Here is a 25692-nt window from a genome sequence, read left to right on the forward strand (position 1 = left end):
TTTATAGGAAGCGGCTTTTTGCATTTGGGCGGTACTGTCAGGATTACGCCCGGTTAATGGATTATCAGGTTACACCTGAGCATCCCTTAAGGCTTTGATGCTATCGTGGCCTAAATTGATTTCTTGTTGTTGATTAGCTATCAGCGAAGCCTGCTCTTGCGATAAACCGTTATCTTCGGATAAAGCATCGCGGTACGCTCTTTTGATGGCATCCTCGCCGCGTTCGCACTCGGCCAGTATGGCTTTGCGATCATGGCCGCTAAAGGTGGCTTTTACGTCTATCCAGGCACGGTGTATGGTCCCTGCAACGGTATTGCCGGTTTCCAACTCGCCGCCAGCCTCGCCAACTGCTGCGCTTAATTCCTGCACATTCTGGCGGCTATCTGAAGCAAATTTGCCGAATAGGTTCTTCAAATCCACATCGCCTTCGCCCAAATCTTTGGCCGCGCGGGTAAAACCGTCAATACGATCGTTGTTGATTTCTATCAGGTCGTTTAGTACTTCGATTGATTTTTCGGTGGTAGTTTCCATGGTAATGTTTTATTATTTGTTTGATAGTGTATATGCAAGCACCATGCCGTTAATTAATTTGTAATTAAAAAAATTATCAAAATGGGGAGTGAGTCCCCTATGGCTATAGCGAGAAAAAAAAATTAAATCTATTGGGGTTTTAAGGAGAAAAAGGGTGCCGGAACCAGGCCGGTTAGGACAGGCTGTATGGTATTTTACCGCACCCGCTAATCATTAGTTCGTTTGTGTCTGAGCCAGTAGGTACCCAAATTAAATGCAATAACCATGTGGTTGAAAACGGTGGGCAACAGGCCGTAATGTTTGCGCATAATGGCAAAGCGTTCTTCCAGGCTTTGGCGATGCTTGGCTTTAGACATGCCACCTACCAGGTATTTAGCTACATAACCCTCTACCCGCACTATCTTTTTGGCTTTTTTGGCTGCGCGGATTATCCAGTCGATATCGGCGCTTAGTTGGTAAGCCGGGTCGTAAGGCTGGGTTAGCGCCCTGCGAATATAAATGGCCTGGTGGCTCACGCTCATGCCGTATTTAAAGCTGCGCCAGTTGAATTTGGCCGGTGCCTGGTGCCTGCGGCGCCCAAGGCTTTCGCGTTGGGCGTTTACCATTTCGGTTTCGCCGTAATAGATATCTGCGGCATCTGTGGTCGCGAAAACCTTTTCTACGGTATCGTTGGCGTAAAACTCATCGCCCGAGTTCATAAAGATGACGTAATCGCCGGTGGCCAGTGCGAGGCCCTTGTTCATGGCATCGTAAATGCCCTTGTCAGGTTCGGTAACGAGTTTGGATATGCGGTTTTGGTAGGTTTTGATAATCTCCAGCGTACCGTCAGTAGAGCCGCCATCTACAACAATGTACTCTATCTGCGCATAAGTTTGGTTCAAAACCGATAGCAGCGTGCGGCCGATATCGGCTACGTTATTGTAAACAACGGTGATTACGGATAGCGTTGGCTTCATGGTTTTGCTCCTTCCAGCAGCGATTGATACAGGCCGATATACTGCCCGGCAACTTTTTGGTTATTAAAATCGCGCAGTACCTTTTGGCGCGCAGCATCGGAAAGTATCGCTGGCTGAGCCGCACTCAGCACAAAATTTATGCCAGCGGCCAAATCTGCCGACGACTTGAACGCTGCCAGATAACCGTTTTGCTGATGGTCTACCATATCCGGGATGCCGCCGGTATCGAAAGCCACCACCGGCGTACCGCAGCTCATGGCCTCCATAATGGTATTGGGGAGGTTATCTTCTATAGATGGCAGCACGAATACATCTGCCAGGCTGTATATCTCGGCCAAATCGCCCGGCGATTTGATGATATCCAGGGCATGCACCGGGAAAGGCAGCGTAGCGGTATCGAAGCGTTTGTTTTTGCCGAAAATTACTATCTCCACCTCATCCGTGCCGGGATAGTTTTTGAGGTAGCTCAGGGCCTCAACCAGATAGGCCAGCCCTTTGCGCCTGTCGGCAATGTTGGCCGCGCCAAACAGGATGATTTTTTTGGATAGGTCGATGCCCCATTTCTTGCGGGCATCGTCCATCTTCCGTGGCGAAAACAGTTCGGTATCTATTGGGTTGGGGATGGCTTGTATGCTGGCGTTTCTGAGCAATGAACTTGTTTTAGCAACCTGCCCAAGCCAGTTGCTGCAGGTAACGAAGGAGATATTTTTAGCATCGGCAAACATTTTGCTTTTACGCTGCCAGCCAGTGTGCGATATATCCTTAGGCTTAGGGTTCCGTAAAAAATAGCAATTGCCGCATTCCAGCTCAAAATGGTTGCAATCGCCTGCATAATGGCAGCCGCCGGTAAACATCCACATATCGTGCAGCGTCCACACGATGGGTTTGTTTAATTTGATGAGTTTGTCGAGGTCGGCAATAGATAGGAAGCCGGAATTGGTCCAGTGGATATGTAGGATATCGGCATCCTGTATTACCGGTTCGGTGCTGATATCTGTACCCGCGTTTGCGGTAGAGAAAGCGAAGCGCACGCTCCTGTCTTTGGCCTTAAAGGCGATAAAGGGTAGGCGTTCGTAAAAAAAATCGAAATTGGAGTGGAGCTTATCCAGCCTGTTTTTCTCAACCGAATACACTGCCGGCTCTTTGCGGTTTTTGTGCTGCACCACCATAGTAACATCCACCTGCTGCAATTGCAAAGCTTTCAGCAAGCGCATGCAGGCTTCGGCAGCGCCACCGCCGGCATCAGATGTGTTTATGAGGGCAACCTTCATTCGGCAATGTCAATTATCGGGGCAAGTATAATGATACTAAAATTAAAAATTTTACTTTTGAACGCTCCATCTTTAATCAGCAGGGGGCATCACAGCAAAATTAAGCAGCAGGGCATGAATTTTTTCGCGTATTTATTCCAGGATTGGCGGGCCAACCGGGGCAATATCAAAGCGCGGCTGGTGCTCGCGATGTTCCGCCTGGTAAATGCTATCAACCGCTACATGCTACTGAAGATCATCTTTTTCCCCTATCTTATGTTCTACCGCTTTTTTGTGGAATGGAGCCTCGGCATCGAACTTCCGCGCAAGCTTAAAGTCGGCAAAAACCTGGTGTTTTACCATGGGCAGGGGCTTGTAGTCAACTACGGCACCATCATTGGCGAAGGTTGCGTGCTGCGCAACGGTGTTACCATAGGCCACAAAAAACTGGCGGATGGTACGCACAGCCGCTGCCCGCAGATAGGCAATAATGTAGATATAGGCCCCAACGTGTGCATCATTGGCGATATTACAATTGGCGATAACGTGGTAATCGGCGCCGGTGCCGTGGTGGTAAAAAGCATCCCCGCAAACAGCATAGCGGTGGGCAACCCAGCGCGGGTACTGGAAAAGAAAACGGAGGCCATAACCCCAACAAACGATATTTAATGGACAATAACTTAACCGACAGGGCCTTCTGGAAATCGTTTTGGGAATCGAGGATCGGGCTTATCTTTAAACTGAAGCCCAACTATGTTTTCGGCGATATATTGGGCAAACTCATTGCCGAAAAGGGCGCTAAAACAGGTATCGAACTTGGGGGTTTCCCGGGCTATTACGCTATTTACCTCAAAAAATACAAAGGGTTAAAAACTACCCTGCTCGATTATTTTATACACCCGGGCCTGGTGAACCAATTACTCGAAGTAAACGACCTGAAGGCAGGCGACATCGGCATTATAGAAGCCGACCTGTTTACTTACCAGCCTGCTGAGAAGTACGATATGGTGCTGTCCTTCGGACTGATAGAGCATTTTAACGATACTAAATTCATCATAGGCGAGCACCTTAAGTTCCTGAAGCCCGGCGGCACGCTGTTCATCACCCTGCCCAATTTCAAAAGCGTGAACGGCTGGCTGCAGCGCAACTTCGATAAAGAAAACTACGATAAGCACAACATCGCCAGTATGGATTTGGCCCTGCTGAAAAGCAGTTGCGAGGCTTTAGGGCTAAAAAACGTGGAGGCTTATTACCATGGCAAATTCACGGTATGGCTGGAGAATAAATCTGAACAGAAAGCGGTTGCCAAACTGCTGATGAAAACGATTTGGGTGGCAGGGAAGGTTTTTACCAAGCTTATACCGATGGAGAGCAAAGCCTTATCGCCATATATTGTGGTAAAGGCGGAATTGTAGGAGTGCGCTATACATAAATCTCCACCACGTCATTGCGAGGAACGAAGCAATCTCTATGCAGGACAGGCCACTTTGCAAGTCGCTCTGCTAATCGGGAGATTGCTTCGTTCCTCGCAATGACGATGTGGTGAGAAGACGTGGTGTTCAGGTATTTACGCCTAAAAAAGCCCCGCAATCTCTTGCAGGGCTCCTGTTATCTTAAACTATAATTTATACGATGTAATTCCAACCACGTGTATCGGCAACGCGGCCATATTTGATGGCATCGAGCGTATCGAAAACGCGGTTAGAGAATTCCCTGGTTTTTGGGTCGCTTAAAAAGTATTCTTCGCCGTTGTAGCTGAAAGAGCCTACCGGGGCGATGGTAGCTGCAGTGCCTGCGCCGAACGCATCGGTAAGTTTGCCGCTTTTGGCGCCTTCTATTATTTCTGCAACAGAAACCTTTCGCTCCTCCACAGGGATGCCCCACTCTTTAGCGAGGGAGATAACGGTATCGCGGGTTACGCCATCCAGAATGGTGTCTTTCGCTTCGGCGGTTATCAGCGTGCCGTCTAACAGGAACATCGCGTTAGCGGCACCCATTTCTTCTATGTAGGCATGCTCTTTAGCGTCGGTCCATATCAACTGGTCGAAACCTTCTTCGGCAGCTTTGCGGCCGGGCAGCATAGATGCGCCGTAGTTACCGGCTGCTTTGGCATAACCCATACCACCTTCGGCAGCGCGGGTGTAATGCGTTTCTATCTTTACACGCAGCGCCTTTGAAAAGTACGGACCAACGGGGCCAACTATCACTACATATTTATAAGTAGCCGATGGCGTTACGCCCAGGTATGGGTCGGTAGCGAACATGAACGGCCTGATGTAAAGCGCATGGTTGGCTTTGGTAGGTATCCACTCGCGGTCCAGATCTACCACGGCGGCGATGCTTTGTATAAATATATCTTCGGGCAGCATAGGCATGCAAAGGCGCTCCGCCGATTTGTTGAAACGGATAGCGTTTTTATCGGGGCGGAAGATGCTGACCGTACCATCGGCATGCTTGTAAGCTTTAATCCCTTCAAAAAACGATTGGCCATAGTGCAGCGACGAAATAGCCGGGCTCATGGCAATTGGGCCGTAAGGCAAAATCTCAAAATTTTTCCATTCGCCATCTGCGTAATCGGCCACAAACATGTGGTCGGAGAAAGTGCGCCCAAAGGGAAGATTGTCAAAATCGGTTTCCTGTAACCGCGAGTGCGCTGTTTTTGTAAGTTTGAAGTCTAATGTGTCGGTCATGACGGTACGTATTAATCGAAAAATGGCAAGTTAAAAATTTTTCGTTGCATTATTTACTTTTTATATTACTATAAAGTTATCTTAGTACGCTTAAACTTAAATTCAATGTCCAAATACGAGTTGACTACTGAGGGCCGCACCAAATTAAAAAAAGTGTGGACTATTACCATATTAGGCGCATACGCTGCCATTGTTTGCATTTTTGCATATAACCTGCTTTACCGAAGCGGCCAGATAACAGACGTATCTATATTCGCTATCATCATTATTTTACTGGTAACCGGCTTTTTTTACGGCCGCAGGAAATACTTTTCGGGCGTGGACAGCACTAAACTGATGGTAGACGATGACAAGATTACGCTGCACGGCCTTAACCAACCCGATGTTGCCATCGCGTTCGAGAACATCAGCCAGGTAAAACCAGCCAAGCGGGGCATTTACCTCATCAACAAGTTCCCGTCTAAAAAATCGCTCTTCGTGATGAATAAATTCGAGGGTTTTGCCGAGCTGGAGAAGCTGATAGCTGACCGAATGAAAGAGTATAGCATGCTTACGGCGAACTAAAATAGGATAGCTATATACAACTGCGCCCCCCGGCTGCTGGTTTGATATGGCAAAAACACTTCCGTTGCCAATTAATTACCCGGCACAACGATATGAAACTAGTATTTGCGCTCTTGCTGATGATTGGGCTGCCAGGTATTCCGCAGCAAGCAAAAAACATTAAAATATCTACCTTTAAGCAGGTACCTAATGAGATGCTTGGCTGCGGCGATGCTTTCTATTTGACCGCGAAAGATAAAAAAGAAGTTGCCTTTGTCTGCATAACTGATTTTGAAAGTGCGCTATTGCATATCAACGGAAAGCCGGTTGAGTTTAAACCGAAACATGGCCAGCTTGTTGCCGGGAAGTACACTTTAATCATAGATACCTCAAAGCCAGTTAATGATGACGACGAACATTACACCATGCACGGCAGCATCACGCTGAAAGTTGGCGATAAAATAGTATGGACCAGCAAGGTAATCGGCGAAGGCGGTTGYYGACTAAAATGGAGACTAAGATGCTGGCCTATTCCCTCACAGCCGAAAAAATTACCGAATTTAAAAAGAAAGAACGCTTATTTAGGGCTGGGTATTACATGCCCGGTTTAGGCATAAGCATTTACTGCTTAGTTTTTAAAGATTTGCCACTATATAATGCCATCGTAATGGCTGCGTTTGGAGTAGTATGCATTATTGCGCCGTTGTACTGGTACAAAAAAGCTGTAAAACAAGCACTTGACTTAAGGTTAATGATAACGGAATATAAAATTTCGCTGTCGTATAATCCGCTTACAAGCCAATTAGCGCATCTCGACCTGAAAGAAATTGGTTCAGTTAAGGAAACCAATAAAGGCCTTGAGGTTTATAGCAAATTTAACCACAAGCCTAAGCCATTATTTATCTCTAGAGGATTTGAGAAATTCGCTGAGATAACTCAACTGGTAAACGATAGGGCTGCCAGAAATGCCGCCGGCCTATAACCCGCTCACCACTTTCTCTACCCAACCTTTACCCCAGTTCTCCAATTCCTCTGCCGACCATAGCGAAGGGTAGAACACCCTTTTTTGGAAACGCGGAGGCAGGTACTTTTGCCAATTGGTGCCGCCGGTGGCGCGTATCTCCTCGGGTTCGCGGTGCAGGTAGCGCACGGCAGATTTATAATGCGATAGCGGCCAGTTTACGTTTACGTTGATATCCAGCTGCTTCAGCTGTTCGGCTAATACCTTGGTGTTATCGCCCTGTGCGGTTAGCTGTTTGTATAAATTATAGAAATTTGTCGTCGTAACACTTTTGCCCAACTCAATGAATGTTTTGGCATATTTCTTCTCGAACTGCTTAAGCGTAAGGGTTTTTTTGCCGGTAGATAATTCCGTAGCGCCGAATTTCCAGTAAATCTGCTCGAATTGTTCTTCGATGGATGCGCCGCGCAATTGCTCGCGCTGGTCCTTGGCTACCAGGTTGATGAAATCGGTAGCGTAAATCTCTATCATGCGGTACTGCCCGCTCTGGAAACCACTTGCCGGCAGTAAAGACATCCTGAACTGCAAAAACTGCTCCTTCTCCATCCCGTCAACCATTATCTCGAAGGAATTGGTCAATGCCTCGAAGTACCGGTTGATGCGTTGGACCCTCGCGGTAAAAAACTCCGTAGTAAGGGGCTGCGCCGCGGCAATTTGCTTGCACTCGTGCAGGCTTAGCTTAAAATACAGCTCGGTTATCTGATGGTACATGATGAAGATTTCCTCATCGGGGAAGGGCGTTTTGGGGCTCTGCAGGCTCAGCAGCGTATCCAGATGGATATAGTCCCAATAGGTAAGGAAATCGGCGTGCAGCAAGCCATCCAGGTAGCTGCTCATATCCTGCCCCATGGCTTCGTACTTCTCTTGCAGCAGCGCTAATTTTTTTTCTATTTCCGGGGAGATACTCATTAGGGACAAAGTTAGATTTTAGATATGAGATGTGAGACATGAGATTAAAGAAAGGCGCACCTGTTCACTCTTCCGCCCTAAAAACAAATCTCAAATCCCACATCCAAAATAAATAATATATTTGCAATGTAAGGCGATGGTGCTCCGCCTAATTGAACCGCTGCAAAGCTGATGGCACCTACTCAAATATTTGTATATTTATTTGCATGTAGGCTATGTTCAAAAAAATCTCTTCCAATCTTTTAAATCTCTTAAAATATATCGCCCGTTGGGTGGCAATGGTAACACCTGTAGCTATTTCTATTGGTAGCATGGTGGCCCTGTTTTTATGGCTGCTCAATTGGGCCATCCAATTCAGGTTTGGGCACGCCTGGCTGTTATTCCTGCTGCCGCTGGCGGGCGTCGCCATACATTTTATGTACAAATGGTACGGGCAATCGGCAGAGCGGGGCAATAACCTCATTATCGATGAGATACACCAGCCCGGTGCGGGGGTACCAAAGCGCATGGCGCCACTTATTTTGGCCACTACGGTTATTACCCACTTGTTTGGCGGCTCGGCAGGGCGCGAGGGCACGGCGGTGCAGATAGGCGGCAGTTTAGCCAACCTGTTTGCTGGCTGGTTTAAGTTGGATGAAGCCGATAAAAAAACAATACTCACCGCAGGGGTAGCTGCCGGTTTCGGCGCGGTTTTCGGCACGCCTTTAACGGGCACCGTCTTTGCGCTGGAGGTGATAGCCGTTAGCCGTATTGATTACAAGCTCCTTTTCCCCTGCCTGGTAGCGGGCCTTGTGGGCGATCTGACCGTTGCGGCCTGGGGTATAAAACACACCGCTTACCATGTAGATATCGTAGATACCGGCCAGGTTATTTATGGCCTGCATTTGCCACTAAGCTTGTTGTTGCTTGCCAAAGTAGCAGCCGCAGCCATCGTGTTCGGTGTGGCAAGTATGGCGTTTGCGCACGCTACGCATCTGGTAAAAAATATTTCACTTAAATGGGTAAAAACCACCTGGCTTATCCCTGTTTTGGGTGGGTTAATCATCATCGGCCTTACCTACCTGCTTGGCCGGCCCGATTATTTAAGCCTGGGGGTTGCGGCCGAGCATCCGGGTGCGGTAACCATCGTTTCGGCATTCCAACATGGTGGCGCGTTTGCATTCAGCTGGTTGTGGAAACTTATTTACACAGCCATCACCTTAGGCACCGGCTTTAAAGGGGGCGAGGTTACGCCCTTATTTTATATAGGAGCCACCCTGGGCAACACGCTAGCCGACCTGATGAACGCTCCGGTTGGGCTTTTTGCCGCGCTTGGTTTTATAGCGGTGTTTGCCGGGGCAACCAATACGCCAGTCGCCTGTACACTAATGGGTATAGAACTTTTTGGCGGCCATTACGCTCTACTGTTTGCCATAGCCTGCTTTACAGCCTATCTTTTTAGCGGCGAAGGCGGCATTTACCCGGCTCAGCGCACCGCCAGCAACAAGCAGCACGCGCAACTAAGCGCAAAGCCGTGTTACCTGCGCCGCATGCTCAACAGGTATAAATTTTAAAGCGCAAAAACATATCGCGCCATTATTGTTATATTAGTCGACCAATACATCATACCATGCAGATCAGCAGGATACTCATCGGGATAGACGACAGCAAATTTGCCGAAAACGCCGCCGCCTATGGCTTTAGCCTCGCCAAAAAATTTGATGCGCATGTTGGGCTGGTGCACATCGTAGAGCCTATGGTATCGCCTATCACCACCAACGATAGTATTACCGGCATGCCCTTTGCCGACGCAGGCATTAACGAGGTAGAAATGCTGAACCTACAGGAAAATATCGGCGAAAGCCTGGTAAACCGCACCATTCAAAAATTCGCTGGTGATTTACAGGTTACCCACTTCAGCGAATATGGCTCTACTGCCGATGGCATACTGCATTGCAGCAAAGAGTTCAAGGCCGACCTTATCGTTATAGGCACGCACAGCCGAAGCGGGATAGACCGCCTGTTGATGGGCAGCGTAGCCGAAAGCGTAGTGCGCCACGCGGAAGTACCGGTGCTGGTGGTGCCGTTTAGTTCATAGCCTATGGTTCATGGTTGATAGCAAGAGAGCTTTTCTGCCATGAACCATAGGCTATGAACTATCTAATACAGCAATCTAAACTTTATCGTGTTTTCTATAGCCTTCAATTCGTTTAGTACGCCTGCTTCGTAGCCGGTGTTTACATCGGTAATTACGTAGCCTATTTGGCTGTTGGTTACCAAAAACTCGCCTACGATGTTGATGTTGTGGCGGGCAAACACTTCGTTTATTTTGGCCAGTATTCCGGGTACGTTCTTGTGGATGTGTATCAGGCGGTGGGCGTTGTTGTTGCGCGGCGGCTGCAGATCAGGGAAGTTGCAGCTCATGTGCGTGCGGCCTTCGTTCATGAACGCGATAACCCTTTTGGGGATAAAATCCGAATTGCGGGGGTTATCCTTAGGGTCGTCGAAGATGATGATACCGGCATCGCAGGCCGCTTCTGACAGCTTGCGGCCTATCCTACCGAAACAGCCTATTACTTTCAGGCGGCCGGCATTCTGTATCTGCTCGGGTGTGGGCTGGTTGGCTTCGTCACAAAACAATACGCCGGCTTCTTCCAGGTATTTCACTTCTATGGTATCTTTGTGGCGCAGGTTGTAACCTTCGCGTTTCATCTGGCCGAGGGCCTCGTCATCAATATTGCCAACAACCAGGCATTTGATGCGGTTTTTGGGGTACGATATCGCCCTCGGCAGCTTATTGATGTACAGGAACTCATCAAAGCTAGGGGTAATATGGTCCGCCTTCTCGGCTACGGATTTTCGTTCGATATTCTCTGTAAAGGCAAAGAATTTTTTGATCATGCCCGATTCCTTCAGCTGGAAATCGGAGTACCCATCGCCTATGCCGAATATTTCGCCCGGCAGGTTAAGCTCTTTCAGCAGCTTCACCTTGCCGCCCTCCTGCGAAAGCGGGTTGCTGCGGTCGTAGCCTATGATATTGCCCTCCTCATCGAACACGAAGGTGTTGGCATAGATATTCTCTTTTTTGATGTGGTATTCGGTAACCACCGGGATGATGAACTCCTTGAAGCCGCCCGATACGATGAGCACTTCTTCCTGGTGGTTTTTGAAGAAGGCCGTGTTGCGCGAAAAGGATACCGATACCTTCTTCTTGAGGTGGGTAATCAGCATCTTAAGATGGTCGCGGTTGGCGCAAAGCAACTTTACCCGGGCTTGCAGGCTCTCGGTAAACGAGAGGCGGCCCTCCATAGAAGCATTGGTAAGGTCTTCTATCTGCTTGTAGATGGCTTCCCTATCGGGATGGTTTTTGAGGGAGATACGGGCAAGTTCGTCTAAGGCTTCAACCTGTGTAAAGGTGCTATCGAAATCTATGATAAAATACTGATCCATGTAAGGGTACAAATTGCTGCTGCAAATGTGCACATTTTTGGCAGAACAGTATCCCTGGAATTTTAAACAACAGGAGAGTTAACAACATGTGTGGCCCCTAAGCTCACAACGGCAGCAGTAAGAAGAATAAACAGCCGGCATTTGACCGGCTGCTATAGGTTTGGGTTGAATTTGTAATATTTTAAGGCTTGCACAATTTCGAAGCCGACAGAGCCGGGCGGAGCAGATCCACTTTTCAGTGCCCCAGATCCACCGCCGCCCGAACTCGCCGCTTTATCATCAACAGGTACTAAGCTATTTATGATTACCCGCAGGCAGCATCGGTTTCTTACCAAAGATAGCTTGGGCAATAAAGCTGGCAATACCGTGTTGATGGTATAATCAATTGCGGTTTTCTGTAAAAGTCATTAAGGCTGGGTAAGCCGCATCATCGGGATGAGGTAGCCGTGAGGCGCTTTTTTTTAATTGGTCCGTTTTTGTTAACGAACATTAAACTTTTAAGTTATTTTTATAACATTTACAACACCGGCATGCCCGGTAAGCAATAGCATCTAAAGTATTGACCAATGAAGAAGAAATTCTACATAGCGCTATCGGTTACCATCATAGCAACTATAGCATTCATCACCACAAATTTTACGCTTTACTTCAATGGCAGTAAAATTGCCGATTTCGTGCAGGGCTTTTCGGGTGGTTTGGCCTGCGGGGCTTTTATAGCAACCATCAGCTTCGGCGCACGGTGGAAACGCGAGAAAGATGCACAGGCATCAATCAATTGATAACACATGATAAAATACACCCTTGCATTATTGCTGGTTTTGCTATGTAAAGTAAGCGGCGCGCAAAACGATGGTTATCATCGGCCCGCCTTTACCTTAAAACTTTTTGTAGACAGTGCCAATTTTTATCAGGCCGACATCCCCGAATCCACCTACTTCCCAAAGGAAGGGGTAGTGCAGATTTTCCCGGGAGAAACCTTATATATTGAGGCGGATGTTGTTGGCAATAAGCTGGCGAACTTTAAAGCGATGCCTGCAATTATCAACAAAGAAAAAACGCTGACGATTATTTTTGAGCAGGATTACGAAGGCAAGGTACACAACCAGATGCGGCTAACCATCTCTAATCCTTTTGCGAAGCAATTGGATTACATGGCCATGATGAATTTGATGAAACAAAGGCGTTGGGTAGAGACGTCGGTGATACCGGTTATGCCGGGTAAAAGATCGATTGAGATGTGGCCTGATATTTTAACCAGCATCGCCCTCAGCGATTTTACCTTAAAGGAATAGCACTGCTGACCGGCCTTTATCATAAAAGGGATAAGCCTTTGCAAGCTTATCCCTTTAAGCACCTGTTTCGCAACGGGGCCAATCTTCTTATGGTTTAGCGTAAGCGGGTACCGGAGCTTTTTCTTCAGCCTTTTTTTGGGTGAATTTGGCAAACAGCGCTTTGGCTTTGCCCCAAACACCTTGTACGGAATCTTCACTGATGTAGTGCGATGCCTTTTGCGACAGGATACCCACCATGGTTTTTACCAGGAAGTTAGAATGCCTGAACAATGTTTTGTTGAGCGTTAAAGGCAATACTATGCGCGATAGCAGGCCTACGAAATCCTGGCTGAAGAAACTTTCGTTCTTTACCCCATCAATCGTTGGCGATTTAGGGAACAGCGACATCGCCGTGGAAAAAATTGCCGCGGGGCTGGCGAAACGCAACTTTAAAGCTACGGACTGCTCCTGCTCCAGGTTTTTTAACCTCGCTATCTCAACCTTCAGGTCGTTTGCGTTTTGTATCAGGATATCCATATCTTATTTAAATAGCTTCCTTACCAGTATGTTAACAATAGGCCGCTCTATAGGTTTTTTGGCAACGAATAAAATTATAGCCAGCAGCATGTAAAGTACTGCAACCGAGCCAAAGCCCTTCCAATAAGAATGGAACACATCGCCAAGAAACAAGGCTAAGGTAAAGCTGGCGAACAAAAATGTAAGCAGGAAGAATATTACCACAACCAGCTCCACAACAACGTTGGCTGCTACAGCTGTGCTGCGTTCTATTACTTCTAATTTTAAGAGTTTTACGCGTGTTTCAACGTACTCTGTTGCCTGGTCAATTATTGGGCGGGCTGTCTCTTTTTGTTGTTCCATATATCGGAAAAAAATTGGGGGCCTACATTAACCCGCAAACGGTAAAATTTATGCGTGCTCCAAATCGTCCTGGTATTCTTCCTCGGCCGATTTTACTTTGCTTTTAATGTTCTCCACAACGGTGTCTTTTAAACTTAAGATCCTGTCGAGTTCGTTAGAAGCCGTTTCTTTGATGGTGTCGCCAAGGTTCTTCAATGAATCTGAAAGCTTGTCGCGTGTTTCGGTTCCTCTTTCGGGTGCAAATAAAATTCCAAGTGCCGCACCTGCCGCCAATCCTGCAAGCAACGCGACAACTACTTTTGTGTTATCGTTCATACTGTATTAATTTATAAGTTGAATATTTGTTTTATTAATTACTAAATTTATTTGAGGCGGTTGCCTTAGGCGTATTTTTTACAATATAATCATTAACGTTCAAAACCGCCATATTGTTACGTGTCGGGCCCGGTGCGTATGCGTTCCAGCCTGTCGGCAGCCAGCCGGTTAGTCTCGTAAATTTCAAGCAATAATAAGAAATATGATAGCAAAACCGGCCCGAAAACAAGCCCCAATATACCAAAAAGCGGCAGGCCGATAAACACGCCTATAACCGAGATAATAGGGTGCGTATTGCCCACCCGTTTGTTGATGATAACCCGCAGCACATTATCTACATTGCCTATAAACAGCAAACCATAGGCCAGTAGCAATACCCCTTTTAGGTTTTGCCCGTTGGCAAAAAATATGATGCTTGCCGGTATGCACATGGTAGGCGCGCCCACCACCGGCAAAAACGACAGGAACAGGCCTATCACCCCCCAAAAGATGGCATCTGGTATTTGGAAGGCATAAAAACCCATGGCCAAAAGCACGCCCTGCGTTATGGCGATGATGCCTTGCCCCAATACGTTTGAGTAGGTAGAATCGCGCAGGGCCTGGGCAAATTTAAGCGCGTGTTGCTCGCGGAAGGGCGCGTACTTAAGTAAGCCGCTCTCAAAAGCCCCCATCTGCGTAAACATAAAATACATTAAAAAGTACATTACCAATAGGGTAATGATGATGCTTGCCGCGCTTCCAAGCAGTGATGGAAACAAATCGGCCCCGTAAGCACCCAGCTTTTGCAGGGTATCTTCGGCAAAATGGGGCTGGTTTAAGTTGGCGCCTGTAAAGGCATCTATCTTGGCCGTCCATTTATCTATGGGCAGGGCCTCTTTGTTGATACTGCCTATTTTGCCTATCACCATGATACTGAGCGAAAGGAACGGTATCACGATAACGATAAGCGAAATAAAAATGATGATGAGCGCCGCGAAGGTGCCGTTAAGGTTTTTCTTATCCACCATCCATAAATAAAACGGGCGGAAGATGGTAAACAGCACTATGGCACCCAATATAGAGCTGAACAGTTCGCTTAGCGCGTACAGCAAAAAGCAGCCAAGCACTATAATGCTTACCAATACGATGTTGTTACGCTGCTTATAGTTAAAGATGGACATGCTTGTGAAAAGCCCTAGTTTGGATGGTTAACAACGGACAGGCGAAAAAGTTTATCGGCGCAGGGCTTATTTGTAATTATTTAGCAGGTGGTATGATATCAAGCAGGCGGTCTATCTTTTGGGCGGAGGCGAGCATGCTATCCACATAAAGTGCCGTATCGCCATCCAGGTCCTCTACCTCGTACCGCAGGCCCTCAATAGCCAAATGGATATTGGATAGCTGGTTCTTGATATCGTGCTTCAGTGCTAAAAGGGCTTCGGCATCGGGCATACTGCTGTTGCTGCTTGCCATAACGTTTTTATTTTAAATTGATAGCCTTCATCTTATTGTAAAGGGTTTTGCGGTCGATATTCAAAATCTCCGCCGCCTTTGTTTTGTTGAAGTTCACTTCGCGCAGCACCTTTAAAATGGTTTCGTGCTCGGCACCCAGGGCGGCGTTCTTCAAATCGTGCTTTGGGGCCTCCCTGGTATCAATTGGTGGTGCAGCAGGCGCACTGCTGTAGCCATTCCCGGCCGGTGCTTCGTAAGCGGTAACCCTAAAGTTCGATATCTCCAGCGGCAGGCTTTTGAGGCCTATTTCGGTACCCTCCGTAAGCAAGGTGGCGCGACGTACTACATTCTTCAGTTCGCGGATGTTGCCCGGCCAGCGGTAATTCATGAAGCACTCGTAAACCTCGGGCGAAAATGTGCTTACGTTGCGGCCCAGCTCCTGGTTGGCAATTTTGAGGAAATGCGCGGCCAGCATTATGATATCGTTGCCCCTATCGCGCAGCGGCGGCATGTAAATACTGAATTCGTTGAAACGATGGTACAAGTCCTCGCGGAAACGGCCCTTGGAGATACATTCCTGCAGGTTTTCGTTGGTGGCTATAATGATGCGCACATCAAGGTCTATCTCTTTGGTGCTGCCTATGCGCTTTACTTTGCGCTCCTGCACGGTACGCAATAAGGCGGCCTGTATCTCGTAAGACAAGTTGCCCACTTCATCTAAAAACAGCGTGCCGCCGTTAGCCATTTCAAAGTGGCCTATCTTGGTGGCAAATGCGCCGGTGAACGAACCTTTTTCGTGGCCGAAGAACTCGCTTGCAGCCAGCTCTTTGGTGAGCGACCCGCAATCCATCGCTATGAACGGCTGATTGGCGCGGGGGCTGTTAAGGTGTATGCTTTGGGCTACCGATTCTTTGCCCGTGCCGCTTTCGCCCAGTATAATTACGCTGTAATTGGTTGGCGCAACCAACTCTATTTGCCTTAGCAGATCTTTGGATGCACGGCTGGTGCCGGCTACGAACTCGCCCGAAAGCACTTGTTTCTTGCCCTCTTTCTGCGGTTTACCGTTGCTGGTGTAATTGTTATCCATCTCCAGCAGGGCGTACTGCGTTTCTATAGCTTTAGAGATGGTGGTGAGTATCTCATCGGGGTAAAGGGGCTTGGTAATGTAATCGTAGGCACCCATTTTAATGAGCTCTACCGCCATTTTTATATCCGAGTAGCCGGTGATGATAATTACGCCGGTTTTGGGGTATAACGATTTGATGTTTTTGAGCATTTCGCGCCCGTCGGTATCCTCCAGCCTAAAGTCGCAAAGCACCAGGTTGTAAGCTTTATTTTTGAGATACTCCATCCCGCTGCTGCCGTTGGTGGCAGTATCAACTTCGAAGCCATTGCGCGTTAAGAACTTAGAAAGCAAAAGCCCAACATTCACCTCGTCATCTATGATGAGAATCTTCTTCATATTGGCCATAACAGTTTACAGGTAGTATAATAGAACGATGTTAAGGTACAATTTTTTGCTAAAAATTACGAATTAATTAAAGTTGGGCAAAAAAATCGGGATAAGCACCCGGCATCTACCTAAAAAATTTAACGCAAATAATATTGGCGATAAATCAACTCGTTACGCAGTACCTGCTGCTATGTTTTTCAACCTTTAAAACCCATACGCTACCCTCAGCCCTAACAGATTCACTTTGCTGTTTTCGTAATCTGCGTTGAATTTGCTCGTAGCCTCATAACGTATGCCGATATCGATGAAATTACCGTTTGAGCTAACCGGGCATAGCACCCCAATTTGTGGCGCGTAAGTAAAAGCTACCGATTTACCGCCGGAGTACGCAGATTTGTTCAGTAAGAATGCTGCACCCGCTTCGCCCTGTATGTAGAAGTTAGGTTCCAAAAAATACTTAAGCCCCGCTTTCAGAGGGACAATTTGTACAGCCGGTGTTTTATAACTGGATGGCGCATCCTGCAAATTCAAGGCAAGCGATTTACCGAAATAGTTTTGGAAGCCCGCGCCGATGGTAAACTGCAGCTCCTTTACAATGGGGATGCCTGCCTGCAGCGAGGCGCCCAGCATCACTGAGTTGGTTTCTTTGATGCCAGCGGTTGCAATGCCGGCATCAATGCCGATAGTGAATCGTGTTTTGGCGGCACCGGTAGTTTGGGCTTTGGCTGCAAAAGCCAGCAGGATAAAAGCGATAGTGGTGATGATTTTCATGTGGATGTTTTAAGGTGATGCGTAATTTGCCTAATGGCGTTTTAAGCTACAGTTATGGTTTTGTTAAGTTTTGCGGGCATGGTTAAGCCGGGTTTAGGCGGCGGCTTTTGATAATTACGTGGGTAAGCGGCGTTTCGCAACAAAGGGCGGCTGATTTCGCGACCCGAAAAAAAAACGGAAGCCAGCCAGCCTCCGTTTTTAATTAAAACAAAGTGTAGATATAGGGTAAGTTCTTAAAAGCCGTAAGCCACACGCAGCGCCCAAAACTGTATGGTGCTGCCATTGGGGCCGGGGCTGTATTGGGTTGTCTTTTCGTACCGGATGCCCGCATCTATAACATCGCCGCCGCCGATAGGTAGTTGTATGCCAACCTGCGGGGCATAAGTAAAGGCCACCGATTTATCATTGAAATAAGCCGATTTATTCAGCAAAAGCACAGCGCCCGCTTCGCCCTGGAAGTAAAGATGCGCCAACGGGAAGAATTTGATGCCTGCTTTTAGGGGCAGCAGGTGCACATCGCTGCTGGTAAAGGTTGGTGCGCCCGACAATTGGGCCACGCTGTAAGTATGCCCGAACATATTGAGGTAGCCTGCATTAAGCGTAATAAAAATTTGCTTGTTGAGCGGGATATCTGCCTGCAACGAGCCGCCGAGCACCTTTGTATAAGCCTGGTTAAGGTGGCCCGTAGGGATGCCCGCATCTATGCCAATGCTGTAACGGGTGCCGCTTACGGTAGTGCTGCCGCTTTGTGCTTTGGCAGCAACGGCCAGTGAGGTTAATACAATAATGGTAAAGAGTTTTTTCATGTGTGGCTAAGGTTTGTTATTATGGGTATTACGCCATAATTGCATCAAATGCTACAACGCTTAAAACAAAGATTTAGTAGCGGGGCTTTGTAACATAATTGTTAGGAAAGCGGCAAACTTAAAACAAACAGGGGGAAACCGTTCTGGCTTCCCCCTGTTTGCTTGTTTTTCGGTGGTTTTGGTAAATGTAGGGCCGATTAAAAGCCGTAAGCCACACGTACACCTACAAAGTTCACTTTGCTGTTATCGAATGCACTGCTGTATTTGGTGGTACCTTCGTAACGTACGCCTGCATCTATAAAGTTGCCGCTTGCACTAACCGGGAACTGCACGCCTATCTGTGGTGCGTAAACAAATGCTACTGATTTATCATCGAAGAAATCTGATTTGTTCAACAAGAACGCTGCGCCGGCTTCGCCCTGGATGTAGAAGTTGGCAACCGGGAAGAATTTTAAACCGGCTTTAACAGGCAGTAACTGCAGGTTTGGTACTTCGACAGTAGAAGACGGACCGCCTACTAACCCCGTGAAAGTTTTGCCGAATACATTGTTGTAGCCTGCGTTAACGGTTACGAATAATTGGCTGGCCACAGGGATATCTGCCTGTACCGAACCGCCCAGGTTCCATTTGTAAGCATCTTTAAAGTTACCCGTTGGGATGCCTGCATCAACACCGATGCTGTAGCGTATGCCGCTTTTAGTAGTAGTGGTAGAAGTTGTTGTTGCTGTTTGTGCTTTTGCGGCGAATGAAAGGCCAACGAAAGCTAAAGCGATTGTTGTGATTTTGAATGCGTTTTTCATGATATGTAAATTTTAAATGCTTGTGCTGTTTTGATTAGCACAGGGCAAATTAAAGCATGAAACAGCTACCGATTTTTCATGGGATTGTAAGGTTAATTCAATCGTTTGATTAACAATATTTTATTTTTTGACCGGATGGGTGTTTTAGTCAGGGCATTGTAAAGAAGAGGCCGAATGGTTGTTTTTGAGTAATATTTCAAAGCCTCAAACTAAACCATCGAAGTGCCTTTTTAGCCTAAAAACGCGTAAAATGGACATATTGCGGGTAAAACGTCGTTCCAGATAGGCCTGATAACTTTAAAAACGGAAGCCCGCATGTAGCGCCAGGAAGCTTACTTTAATGGCGCTATTTCCTTTCGGGAGGGTGGATTGATAGCGCAGGGATGCAATAAAGCGATGGCTGCCCACAGGCAACTCCACGCCAATTTGGGGTGAATATACAAAAGCTGTACCTGGTTCATATGATGTGCGCGGGGTGCCGGAAAAGAAAGCTGCCCCTGCTTCGCCTTGTGCAAACCATTTCGGACTGAGATAATACTTCAACCCCAGCTTTGCGGGTACCGACTTTACCCCAATATAATTTACCGCCGGGATATTTGGCGGTTGCGCGCGGGATTGATTTTTGCCTAAAAAGTAATTATAACCACCGTCAATAGTAAAATAGAGCCTTTTGTTGAGCGGGAGCCCTACCTGCACCGAACCGCCAAACATTGCAGAATGGGTATTGGCAAGCGTGCCTGTTACTATGCCAATATCGGGCCCGATACTGAATTGTACTTTGCTGATGAATTGCGCATGTGCTGCATGCGGCACTATAGCCAAAACAAATACAACCGCAAGCGCTCTCCTTATTGTTCTATACATCTTGCAGTTGAAAATTAGCCGGTGGTTTTGCATCATTTTTTTATTGTCCTTTAAACTCCGCCTTGCGTTTGCCCAGAAAAGCGGCTACACCTTCGGTAAAGTCTTCGGTGCCGAAGCATTTGGAAAACTCGGCGATCTCCACTTCATACCCATTTACACATTCGGTGGATGCAGCATTAACGGCTTTTATTGCGGACGCTAAGGCCAGCGGGGCGCGGGTGAGTATTTTGTTGAGTATCTCTTCTGCTTTAAGCAGCAACTCTTCCTGAGGTACTACATGGTTCACCAGGCCGGACTGAAGTGCTTGCGCGGCAGTCACCATATCTGCCGTCATAATCATCTCAAGCGCTTTACCGCGGCCAACCAGTTGGGTTAAGCGTTGGGTACCGCCGTAGCCGGGTATCAAGCCCAACGTTACTTCGGGCAGGCCCATTTTAGCGTTATCGCTGGCTATGCGGATATGGCATGCCATGGCCAGTTCCAACCCGCCGCCAAGGGCAAATCCATTTACAGCTGCAATAACGGGTTTGCTGCCGTTGGCAATTACATCAAATACATTAGTTTGTGCTTCCTGGGCTATCACGCGGCCGCCTTCGGTATCTACGCCAACAAACTCGGCAATATCGGCACCGGCCACAAACGCTTTTGTACCTGCACCGGTGATGATGATGCCGCCCACCTCAGCGTTGCCGAACGCATCTGTTAAAGCGGCGCGCAGTTCCTGAAGGGTTTGCTTATTAAGGGCATTCAACTTGCTTTCGCGGTTGATGGTGATATATTGTATGCGCCCTTTGCTTTCTATCAATAAATTCTGAAAATCCATAGTAATAGCGTTAAAAGTTACGGTTGGCGTGTACCCATTCTGTAATGTATTTTACGATATCTGCCGTACTGGTACCCGGCGGGAAGAGTTCGCCTACACCTATTTTTTTTAGTTCTGCCATATCATCGGCAGGTATAATGCCGCCGCCGGTGAGCAGTACATCGTCCATCCCTTTTTGTTTGATGAGCGCCATAACCTTTGGAAAAACCGTCATGTGTGCACCGGATAATATACTGATGCCTATCGCATCCACATCCTCCTGTAGCGCGGTGTTCACCACCATTTCGGGAGTTTGCCTCAGGCCGGTGTAGATAACTTCCATACCAGCATCGCGCAGGGTGGTGGCGATGATGCGTGCGCCGCGGTCGTGCCCATCCAGCCCTACTTTGGCAACTAAAACACGTATGGGGCGGTTGAATTGGGTATCGCTCATAATTATTCGAAGCTATGATTTTTTATGTGGAGGTGCAAGGTATTGATTTGTGTGGCGGCGATTTAACCGCAAAGGGCACAAAGAAAACGCAAAGAAGCACAAAGCCTGTGTTGGTGTCAAAAGAGCTTACTTAAGCACCTTGCAAATCCTTTGCGATCTTTGCGCTTACCACAATGCAAATCCTTTGTGCCCTTTGCGGTTAAATCACAACCTGCAAATCAATAAATTCCGTACTTTTGCAGCCTGTTAGAGATACCATGAGCGAAGAAAAATCACTGAATTTTATAGAGGAAATTGTTGAGGGCGATATTGCCGAAGGTAAGCACGGCGGCAGGGTTTTAACCCGTTTCCCGCCCGAGCCGAATGGTTATTTGCATATCGGGCACGCAAAGTCGATATGCTTAAACTTTGGACTTGCCCAGCGATACGGCGGCAAAACCAACCTGCGTTTCGACGATACCAACCCTGTAAAAGAGGATGTGGAATATGTGGACAGTATTAAGGAAGATGTAAAATGGCTTGGGTTCGAATGGGCCGAGGAGCTTTACGCATCCGACTATTTCGATAAACTATATGACCTTGCCGCTGAACTCATCAAACAAGGCCTTGCCTATGTAGATGACAGCAGCGCTGAGGAAATTGCCATACAAAAAGGTACGCCAACTGAACCGGGCGTGGGTAATGAATACCGCAACCGCAGCGTGGAAGAAAACCTGCAGCTGTTTGCCGATATGAAGGTCGGTAAATATCCTGATGGAGCCAAAGTGCTGCGTGCTAAAGTGGATCTGGCTTCGCCAAATATGCAGCTTCGCGACCCATTGATGTACCGTATTAAGCATGCCCACCATCACCGGACCGGCGATGCCTGGTGCATTTACCCGATGTACGATTTTGCGCACGGGCAAAGCGATGCCATTGAAGAAATTACGCACTCGATATGCACGGTGGAGTTCATCCCCCACCGCCCGCTTTATGAGTGGTTTATAGAGAAGCTGAACCTGTTCCCCAGCAAGCAATATGAGTTTGCCCGTTTGAACCTGAATTATACGGTGATGAGCAAGCGTAAGCTGCTGCAACTGGTTACTGATGGTCACGTTGACGGCTGGGACGACCCGCGCATGCCTACCATTAGCGGCCTGCGCCGCCGTGGTTATACGCCTGCGAGTATCCGCGAGTTTTGCGAGCGCATTGGTGTGGCTAAACGCGAGAACATGATTGACGTAGGCTTGCTGGAGTTCTGCATCCGCGAGGACCTCAATAAAACCGCATGGCGCCGTATGGCCGTTTTGGACCCGGTGAAACTGGTGATCACCAATTACGAAGAAGGCAAAACCGATACCTTCCAGGGTGAGAATAACCCCGAAGTGGAAGGCGGCGATGGAAGTCGCGAGTTTCCTTTCGGTCGCGAGATATGGATAGAGCGCGAGGATTTTATGGAAGTGCCCGCCAAGAAATACTTCCGCCTGAGCATTGGTGGTATGGTGCGCCTTAAAAATGCGTACATCATCAAAGGTGAAAGCGTAGTGAAGGATGCTGATGGCAACATTACTGAGATCCATTGCACGTACATTCCCGAATCGAAAAGCGGTAACGACACCAGCGGCATCAACGTGAAGGGTACCATCCACTGGGTGAGCGTAGAGCACGGCAAAACTGCCGAAGTGCGCCTGTACGACCGCCTCTTCCAGGTGGAGGACCCCAGCAACGAGGATGGCGATTTTAAAGATTATATCAACCCCAACAGCCTGCAGGTATTAACTACGGCTTATATAGAACCGGATTTGGCCAACGCCAAAATTGGCACCCCGGTGCAGTTTATGCGTAAAGGCTATTTCACGCTGGATAAGAACTCAACTGCAGATAAACTGGTGTTTAACCGCACGGTGACGCTGAAGGATGGCTGGGTGAAAAAATAAGAGCGTCAGCCCCCCTGCCCCCTGAAGGGGGAGCTTTTGAAAATCTTAATGCCCGCCTGAAAAATCAGGCGGGTTTTTTATTCCCAATTTTTATTGGATAATACCTACATTTAATGCACCCTGGCCACAATGAAAACAAAACTTCTTGCCCTTATCGTACCCCTCATGTTGCTTTTTGCCAATGCGCAAAGCCAGCCTGATTATAAGAAAAACTTTATAAAAAGAATTAACGGCATCAGTGGGGTTTTAAAAATTGACAGTGATGTAAACTTGCTAAGTATACAAACGGGCGAACATACCTACCGCCTGTGTGCATTAAATTATGAGATGGAAACGCTGTGGAAACTCACTATCAAAGAAGAGATTATTGCCAGCGGCATGTTCAATGGCAATATATTGATAGTCACTAATCCGGAAAAACCTAACAACGGGTTAGATAGATATCTAGGCTACCTCATTAATCAACATACCGGCAAGGTGCTTATTCACAAAGAGATTTATAGCACTATAACGTATAACGAAAAGGTGGGTTACCCACTTATAGCTACAAATGGAGCCTTTTTTAAATTGATGGTACGAACAAGGGCCGCAAATGAAAAATACGTTTACATGGGCGAACATGACCGCGGCTATAATTTATCGGATGATTTTATCGTGTTTGATTTTGACGAAAAATTATCTGTAAAACGAAGTTTTAACCCGCAAGCTGATGATGGCGAGTATATCGGCTCGGCTATCAATAGAAGGGGCGACGTGCTTTTGGCTACCCTTAGAGATACAGGGCGATTAATCACCGTGTACAGATACAGCAGCGATAGTACGCAGAAACCATTAATGTTATGCCAAACTGCAAATGTTTATAACCGGCGCGGCTATGTTGCTTATCACTCACCTCAATTAAAAATTTATCCATCGGCCCTTGATAATGATGTTGCCTACTATGGCTTTGTTTATGAGAACATGGACAAAGAGGTAGCTTTAAATGTTACAAAACTTAACTTTACTACAAACACCAGTAAAATATCTAACACCATAATTAACCTAAAGTACCTGCTTGCTTTAAAAGTTAAATTAGATACTACACGCGCTACCTATGATAACAGTGCCAAATTCGGCCATCCTTTGATGTATGATTTACATTATCTAAACGATGAAAGCGGCACACTTATCAACAGTATAAGCGGTTCATATGCTTATGGCGGCATCCACGAGCCGGTATATTTTAACGGATACTCACCTATCATAACCGCTTATGACGGAAATATGAATATAAAATACAATAAAGTAGTCCCGATAAACTATGCAAATACACTTAGACCGGTAAATCCCGGGTATTTCACCCGCGATAACACTTTAAAAGTTATTGCCTACAGTAGTGAAGAACCCTTTAAAACCAAGTATTATGAGTTAGATATTATTACCGGTACATTGTTTCGGGAAAACCCTCCATACTACGTGAGACAAAAGCAAGATGGTTTACCAGACGGAGGGAACATTTTATGGTATAACAATGGCTTCATTCTGCCTTACACATCACAGTTAAACAACGGGAAATACAATCTTTCTTTAGGACAGATTAAATACTAACCTGCCGGCACGGTTTTACAAATTAGAAACCTTTGTGCTTTAACCCCCAAACCCCACAACATCCCGCAGGTAATTATCCATCATATCCATATCAATGATATCATTTACGTAGCCGATGTACATATCGGGGAGTATGATGAGCGCTTTGCGCTGGCCGGGGCGTATCTCGAAGGTATCGAAGATGTGCTGGTTTTTGTCTGACGGGGGGAGGTGGAAGAAATTGAGCGTTAGGTTGTATTGTTGCGTAATCCATTTGGCTATGGCAAACAGGTAGTTTTCCTGCACGATGCCGATGGTGATAAGCGTGAACCCGGGCTTGCTGCACCAGGTGTGTATATCGGTCATCTCCTGTTTCTTCTCGTCGAATATCTCCAGGTATGGTAGCCTGTCGCCGGCTTTTATTTTGCTGTTGTGGCTAAGGTGCAGGTTGATTTTGCTATCGCGATAGCTGATACCTATTTGCGACAGGCCCCTGAAAATCTCCGTGCGCATCTTATGCTTTTTCCAGATGTATTTAAGCAGCGCCGGAACGACGATGCGTTTGAACGGATTGGCGAAAAAGTTTTGTGAGGTAACGATATTGAAAGCCCTATCGGTACTTTTAAGTAAAGCGCGGGCCACGGGCATGCGTTCTTCGGCGTAGCTGTTTAATATGCCCGGCGCTAATTGCCCGGTTACCACACCTGCAAGTTTCCAGGTCAGGTTGTAGGCATCCTGCAGGCCGGTATTCATGCCCTGCCCGCCTACCGGCGAGTGGATATGCGCGGCATCGCCAATCAAAAAACAGCGGCCTTCATTGAAATTATAGGCCATGCGGTGATGCAGCTTGTACACGGTGAACCAGTTTTTGTCCTCTACATTTAGCGGCTGGGCAGTAACGGCGCACAGGTGGGGCAATACCTCTTCAAAAATAACAGCGTCCTTATCCAGCGCTGCGGGCAGGTTGCCTACTACGCGATAAGTCCGTTCCGCTTTTTTAATCGGGTAGCGGGCACAGCAACCCGGCAATGCCCT

At 47.3% G+C, this 25692-nt stretch carries 30 protein-coding genes and 1 riboswitch; of the genes, 11 read left to right on the top strand and 19 right to left on the bottom strand.

Features of this window, described 5'->3' with window-relative positions; all coding sequences use genetic code 11:
• Positions 1-69: 69 nt before the first annotated feature.
• From AC1DYT_RS23495 to AC1DYT_RS23505, 3 genes are all read right to left on the bottom strand, one after another.
• Positions 70-531, bottom strand: a complete 462-nt coding sequence (locus tag AC1DYT_RS23495) for a ferritin-like domain-containing protein (protein WP_477471937.1) — start codon at positions 529-531, stop codon at positions 70-72.
• A gap of 206 nt (positions 532-737) precedes the next feature.
• The gene (locus tag AC1DYT_RS23500; protein ID WP_477471938.1) at positions 738-1487 is read right to left on the bottom strand and encodes a glycosyltransferase family 2 protein; all 750 of its coding nucleotides are present in this window, start codon (positions 1485-1487) and stop codon (positions 738-740) included.
• Positions 1484-2758 (bottom strand): glycosyltransferase family 4 protein, encoded by a 1275-nt coding sequence (locus tag AC1DYT_RS23505; protein ID WP_477471939.1) that lies wholly within the window; start codon positions 2756-2758, stop codon positions 1484-1486. Before AC1DYT_RS23505 ends, AC1DYT_RS23500 begins: the two co-directional genes overlap by 4 nt.
• A 114-nt stretch (positions 2759-2872) precedes the next feature.
• Between AC1DYT_RS23505 and AC1DYT_RS23510 the strand changes: the two genes are divergently transcribed.
• Together AC1DYT_RS23510 and AC1DYT_RS23515 are read left to right on the top strand one after the other, a co-directional pair.
• Positions 2873-3406 carry a serine acetyltransferase gene (locus tag AC1DYT_RS23510; RefSeq protein WP_477471940.1) on the top strand — a complete coding sequence of 178 codons (534 nt, stop codon included), beginning with the start codon at positions 2873-2875 and terminating at the stop codon, positions 3404-3406.
• Positions 3406-4152, top strand: coding sequence for a class I SAM-dependent methyltransferase (locus tag AC1DYT_RS23515; RefSeq protein ID WP_477471941.1), 747 nt, complete (start codon positions 3406-3408; stop codon positions 4150-4152). The genes AC1DYT_RS23510 and AC1DYT_RS23515 overlap by 1 nt, the downstream gene beginning before the upstream one ends.
• A gap of 210 nt (positions 4153-4362) precedes the next feature.
• Here the strand turns inward: AC1DYT_RS23515 and AC1DYT_RS23520 are convergent, their stop codons facing one another.
• Entirely contained in the window at positions 4363-5427 is a 1065-nt protein-coding gene (locus tag AC1DYT_RS23520; protein ID WP_477471942.1) for a branched-chain amino acid aminotransferase, read from the bottom strand.
• Between the two features lie 105 nt (positions 5428-5532).
• On the opposite strand from AC1DYT_RS23520, the gene AC1DYT_RS23525 reads away from it, so the two are divergent.
• The 3 genes from AC1DYT_RS23525 (at position 5533) to AC1DYT_RS23535 (ending at position 6952) form a co-directional block, all read left to right on the top strand.
• Positions 5533-5991, top strand: coding sequence for a hypothetical protein (locus AC1DYT_RS23525; RefSeq protein WP_477471943.1), 459 nt, complete (start codon positions 5533-5535; stop codon positions 5989-5991).
• A 92-nt stretch (positions 5992-6083) separates the two neighbouring features.
• Positions 6084-6581: a hypothetical protein gene (locus AC1DYT_RS23530; RefSeq protein ID WP_477471944.1), complete on the top strand. Its 498-nt coding sequence runs from the start codon at positions 6084-6086 to the stop codon at positions 6579-6581.
• 32 nt (positions 6582-6613) lie between these two features.
• Positions 6614-6952: a hypothetical protein gene (locus tag AC1DYT_RS23535; RefSeq protein ID WP_477471945.1), complete on the top strand. Its 339-nt coding sequence runs from the start codon at positions 6614-6616 to the stop codon at positions 6950-6952.
• Here the strand turns inward: AC1DYT_RS23535 and AC1DYT_RS23540 are convergent.
• On the bottom strand, positions 6947-7900 hold the full coding sequence (locus AC1DYT_RS23540; protein WP_477471946.1) for a tryptophan 2,3-dioxygenase family protein: 954 nt from the start codon (positions 7898-7900) through the stop codon (positions 6947-6949). The genes AC1DYT_RS23535 and AC1DYT_RS23540 overlap by 6 nt on opposite strands.
• 123 nt (positions 7901-8023) lie before the next feature.
• Positions 8024-8088: riboswitch (Fluoride riboswitch) on the top strand.
• Between the two features lie 90 nt (positions 8089-8178).
• On the opposite strand from AC1DYT_RS23540, the gene AC1DYT_RS23545 reads away from it, so the two are divergent.
• Entirely contained in the window at positions 8179-9453 is a 1275-nt protein-coding gene (locus AC1DYT_RS23545) for a voltage-gated chloride channel family protein (protein ID WP_477472006.1), read from the top strand.
• Between the two features lie 56 nt (positions 9454-9509).
• The gene (locus AC1DYT_RS23550; protein ID WP_477471947.1) at positions 9510-9977 is read left to right on the top strand and encodes a universal stress protein; all 468 of its coding nucleotides are present in this window, start codon (positions 9510-9512) and stop codon (positions 9975-9977) included.
• 62 nt (positions 9978-10039) lie between these two features.
• On the opposite strand, the gene AC1DYT_RS23555 is transcribed toward AC1DYT_RS23550, so the two are convergent.
• Complete coding sequence (locus AC1DYT_RS23555; RefSeq protein ID WP_477471948.1) at positions 10040-11329, bottom strand: HAD-IB family phosphatase; 1290 nt, start codon at positions 11327-11329, stop codon at positions 10040-10042.
• A gap of 566 nt (positions 11330-11895) precedes the next feature.
• On the opposite strand from AC1DYT_RS23555, the gene AC1DYT_RS23560 reads away from it, so the two are divergent.
• Both AC1DYT_RS23560 and AC1DYT_RS23565 read left to right on the top strand, forming a co-directional pair.
• On the top strand, positions 11896-12108 hold the full coding sequence (locus tag AC1DYT_RS23560) for a hypothetical protein (RefSeq protein WP_477471949.1): 213 nt from the start codon (positions 11896-11898) through the stop codon (positions 12106-12108).
• A 6-nt stretch (positions 12109-12114) separates the two neighbouring features.
• Positions 12115-12621, top strand: a complete 507-nt coding sequence (locus AC1DYT_RS23565; protein WP_477471950.1) for a hypothetical protein — start codon at positions 12115-12117, stop codon at positions 12619-12621.
• A gap of 87 nt (positions 12622-12708) precedes the next feature.
• On the opposite strand, the gene AC1DYT_RS23570 is transcribed toward AC1DYT_RS23565, so the two are convergent.
• From AC1DYT_RS23570 to AC1DYT_RS23625, 12 genes are all read right to left on the bottom strand, one after another.
• Positions 12709-13137: a hypothetical protein gene (locus AC1DYT_RS23570; RefSeq protein ID WP_477471951.1), complete on the bottom strand. Its 429-nt coding sequence runs from the start codon at positions 13135-13137 to the stop codon at positions 12709-12711.
• A 3-nt stretch (positions 13138-13140) separates the two neighbouring features.
• Positions 13141-13479: a phage holin family protein gene (locus tag AC1DYT_RS23575; protein WP_477471952.1), complete on the bottom strand. Its 339-nt coding sequence runs from the start codon at positions 13477-13479 to the stop codon at positions 13141-13143.
• A 48-nt stretch (positions 13480-13527) separates the two neighbouring features.
• Entirely contained in the window at positions 13528-13794 is a 267-nt protein-coding gene (locus AC1DYT_RS23580) for a YtxH domain-containing protein (protein ID WP_477462018.1), read from the bottom strand.
• A 116-nt stretch (positions 13795-13910) separates the two neighbouring features.
• Positions 13911-14954 carry an AI-2E family transporter gene (locus AC1DYT_RS23585; RefSeq protein ID WP_477471953.1) on the bottom strand — a complete coding sequence of 348 codons (1044 nt, stop codon included), beginning with the start codon at positions 14952-14954 and terminating at the stop codon, positions 13911-13913.
• Positions 14955-15030: 76 nt separating this feature from the next.
• Entirely contained in the window at positions 15031-15246 is a 216-nt protein-coding gene (locus AC1DYT_RS23590; RefSeq protein WP_477462020.1) for a hypothetical protein, read from the bottom strand.
• Between the two features lie 7 nt (positions 15247-15253).
• Positions 15254-16687: a sigma-54-dependent transcriptional regulator gene (locus tag AC1DYT_RS23595; RefSeq protein ID WP_477471954.1), complete on the bottom strand. Its 1434-nt coding sequence runs from the start codon at positions 16685-16687 to the stop codon at positions 15254-15256.
• A gap of 195 nt (positions 16688-16882) precedes the next feature.
• On the bottom strand, positions 16883-17449 hold the full coding sequence (locus tag AC1DYT_RS23600) for an outer membrane beta-barrel protein (RefSeq protein WP_477471955.1): 567 nt from the start codon (positions 17447-17449) through the stop codon (positions 16883-16885).
• A gap of 233 nt (positions 17450-17682) precedes the next feature.
• On the bottom strand, positions 17683-18255 hold the full coding sequence (locus tag AC1DYT_RS23605) for a hypothetical protein (protein ID WP_477471956.1): 573 nt from the start codon (positions 18253-18255) through the stop codon (positions 17683-17685).
• Between the two features lie 197 nt (positions 18256-18452).
• On the bottom strand, positions 18453-19055 hold the full coding sequence (locus tag AC1DYT_RS23610; protein WP_477471957.1) for an outer membrane beta-barrel protein: 603 nt from the start codon (positions 19053-19055) through the stop codon (positions 18453-18455).
• Positions 19056-19352: 297 nt separating this feature from the next.
• Positions 19353-19919: an outer membrane beta-barrel protein gene (locus tag AC1DYT_RS23615; RefSeq protein ID WP_477471958.1), complete on the bottom strand. Its 567-nt coding sequence runs from the start codon at positions 19917-19919 to the stop codon at positions 19353-19355.
• A 40-nt stretch (positions 19920-19959) separates the two neighbouring features.
• The gene (locus AC1DYT_RS23620) at positions 19960-20742 is read right to left on the bottom strand and encodes an enoyl-CoA hydratase/isomerase family protein (RefSeq protein ID WP_477471959.1); all 783 of its coding nucleotides are present in this window, start codon (positions 20740-20742) and stop codon (positions 19960-19962) included.
• A gap of 10 nt (positions 20743-20752) precedes the next feature.
• Positions 20753-21175, bottom strand: coding sequence for a cobalamin B12-binding domain-containing protein (locus AC1DYT_RS23625; RefSeq protein ID WP_133233779.1), 423 nt, complete (start codon positions 21173-21175; stop codon positions 20753-20755).
• 257 nt (positions 21176-21432) lie between these two features.
• On the opposite strand from AC1DYT_RS23625, the gene AC1DYT_RS23630 reads away from it, so the two are divergent.
• Entirely contained in the window at positions 21433-23091 is a 1659-nt protein-coding gene (locus AC1DYT_RS23630) for a glutamine--tRNA ligase/YqeY domain fusion protein (RefSeq protein ID WP_477471960.1), read from the top strand.
• 129 nt (positions 23092-23220) lie between these two features.
• A complete protein-coding gene (locus AC1DYT_RS23635; protein ID WP_477471961.1) occupies positions 23221-24678 on the top strand; it encodes a hypothetical protein in 1458 nt (485 codons plus the stop codon).
• Positions 24679-24717: 39 nt separating this feature from the next.
• Here AC1DYT_RS23635 and AC1DYT_RS23640 read toward each other — a convergent pair whose 3' ends face one another.
• Positions 24718-25686, bottom strand: a complete 969-nt coding sequence (locus AC1DYT_RS23640; protein ID WP_477471962.1) for an FAD-dependent monooxygenase — start codon at positions 25684-25686, stop codon at positions 24718-24720.
• Positions 25687-25692: the final 6 nt, after the last annotated feature.

This window comes from Mucilaginibacter sp. P1_D10, assembly GCF_056406215.1.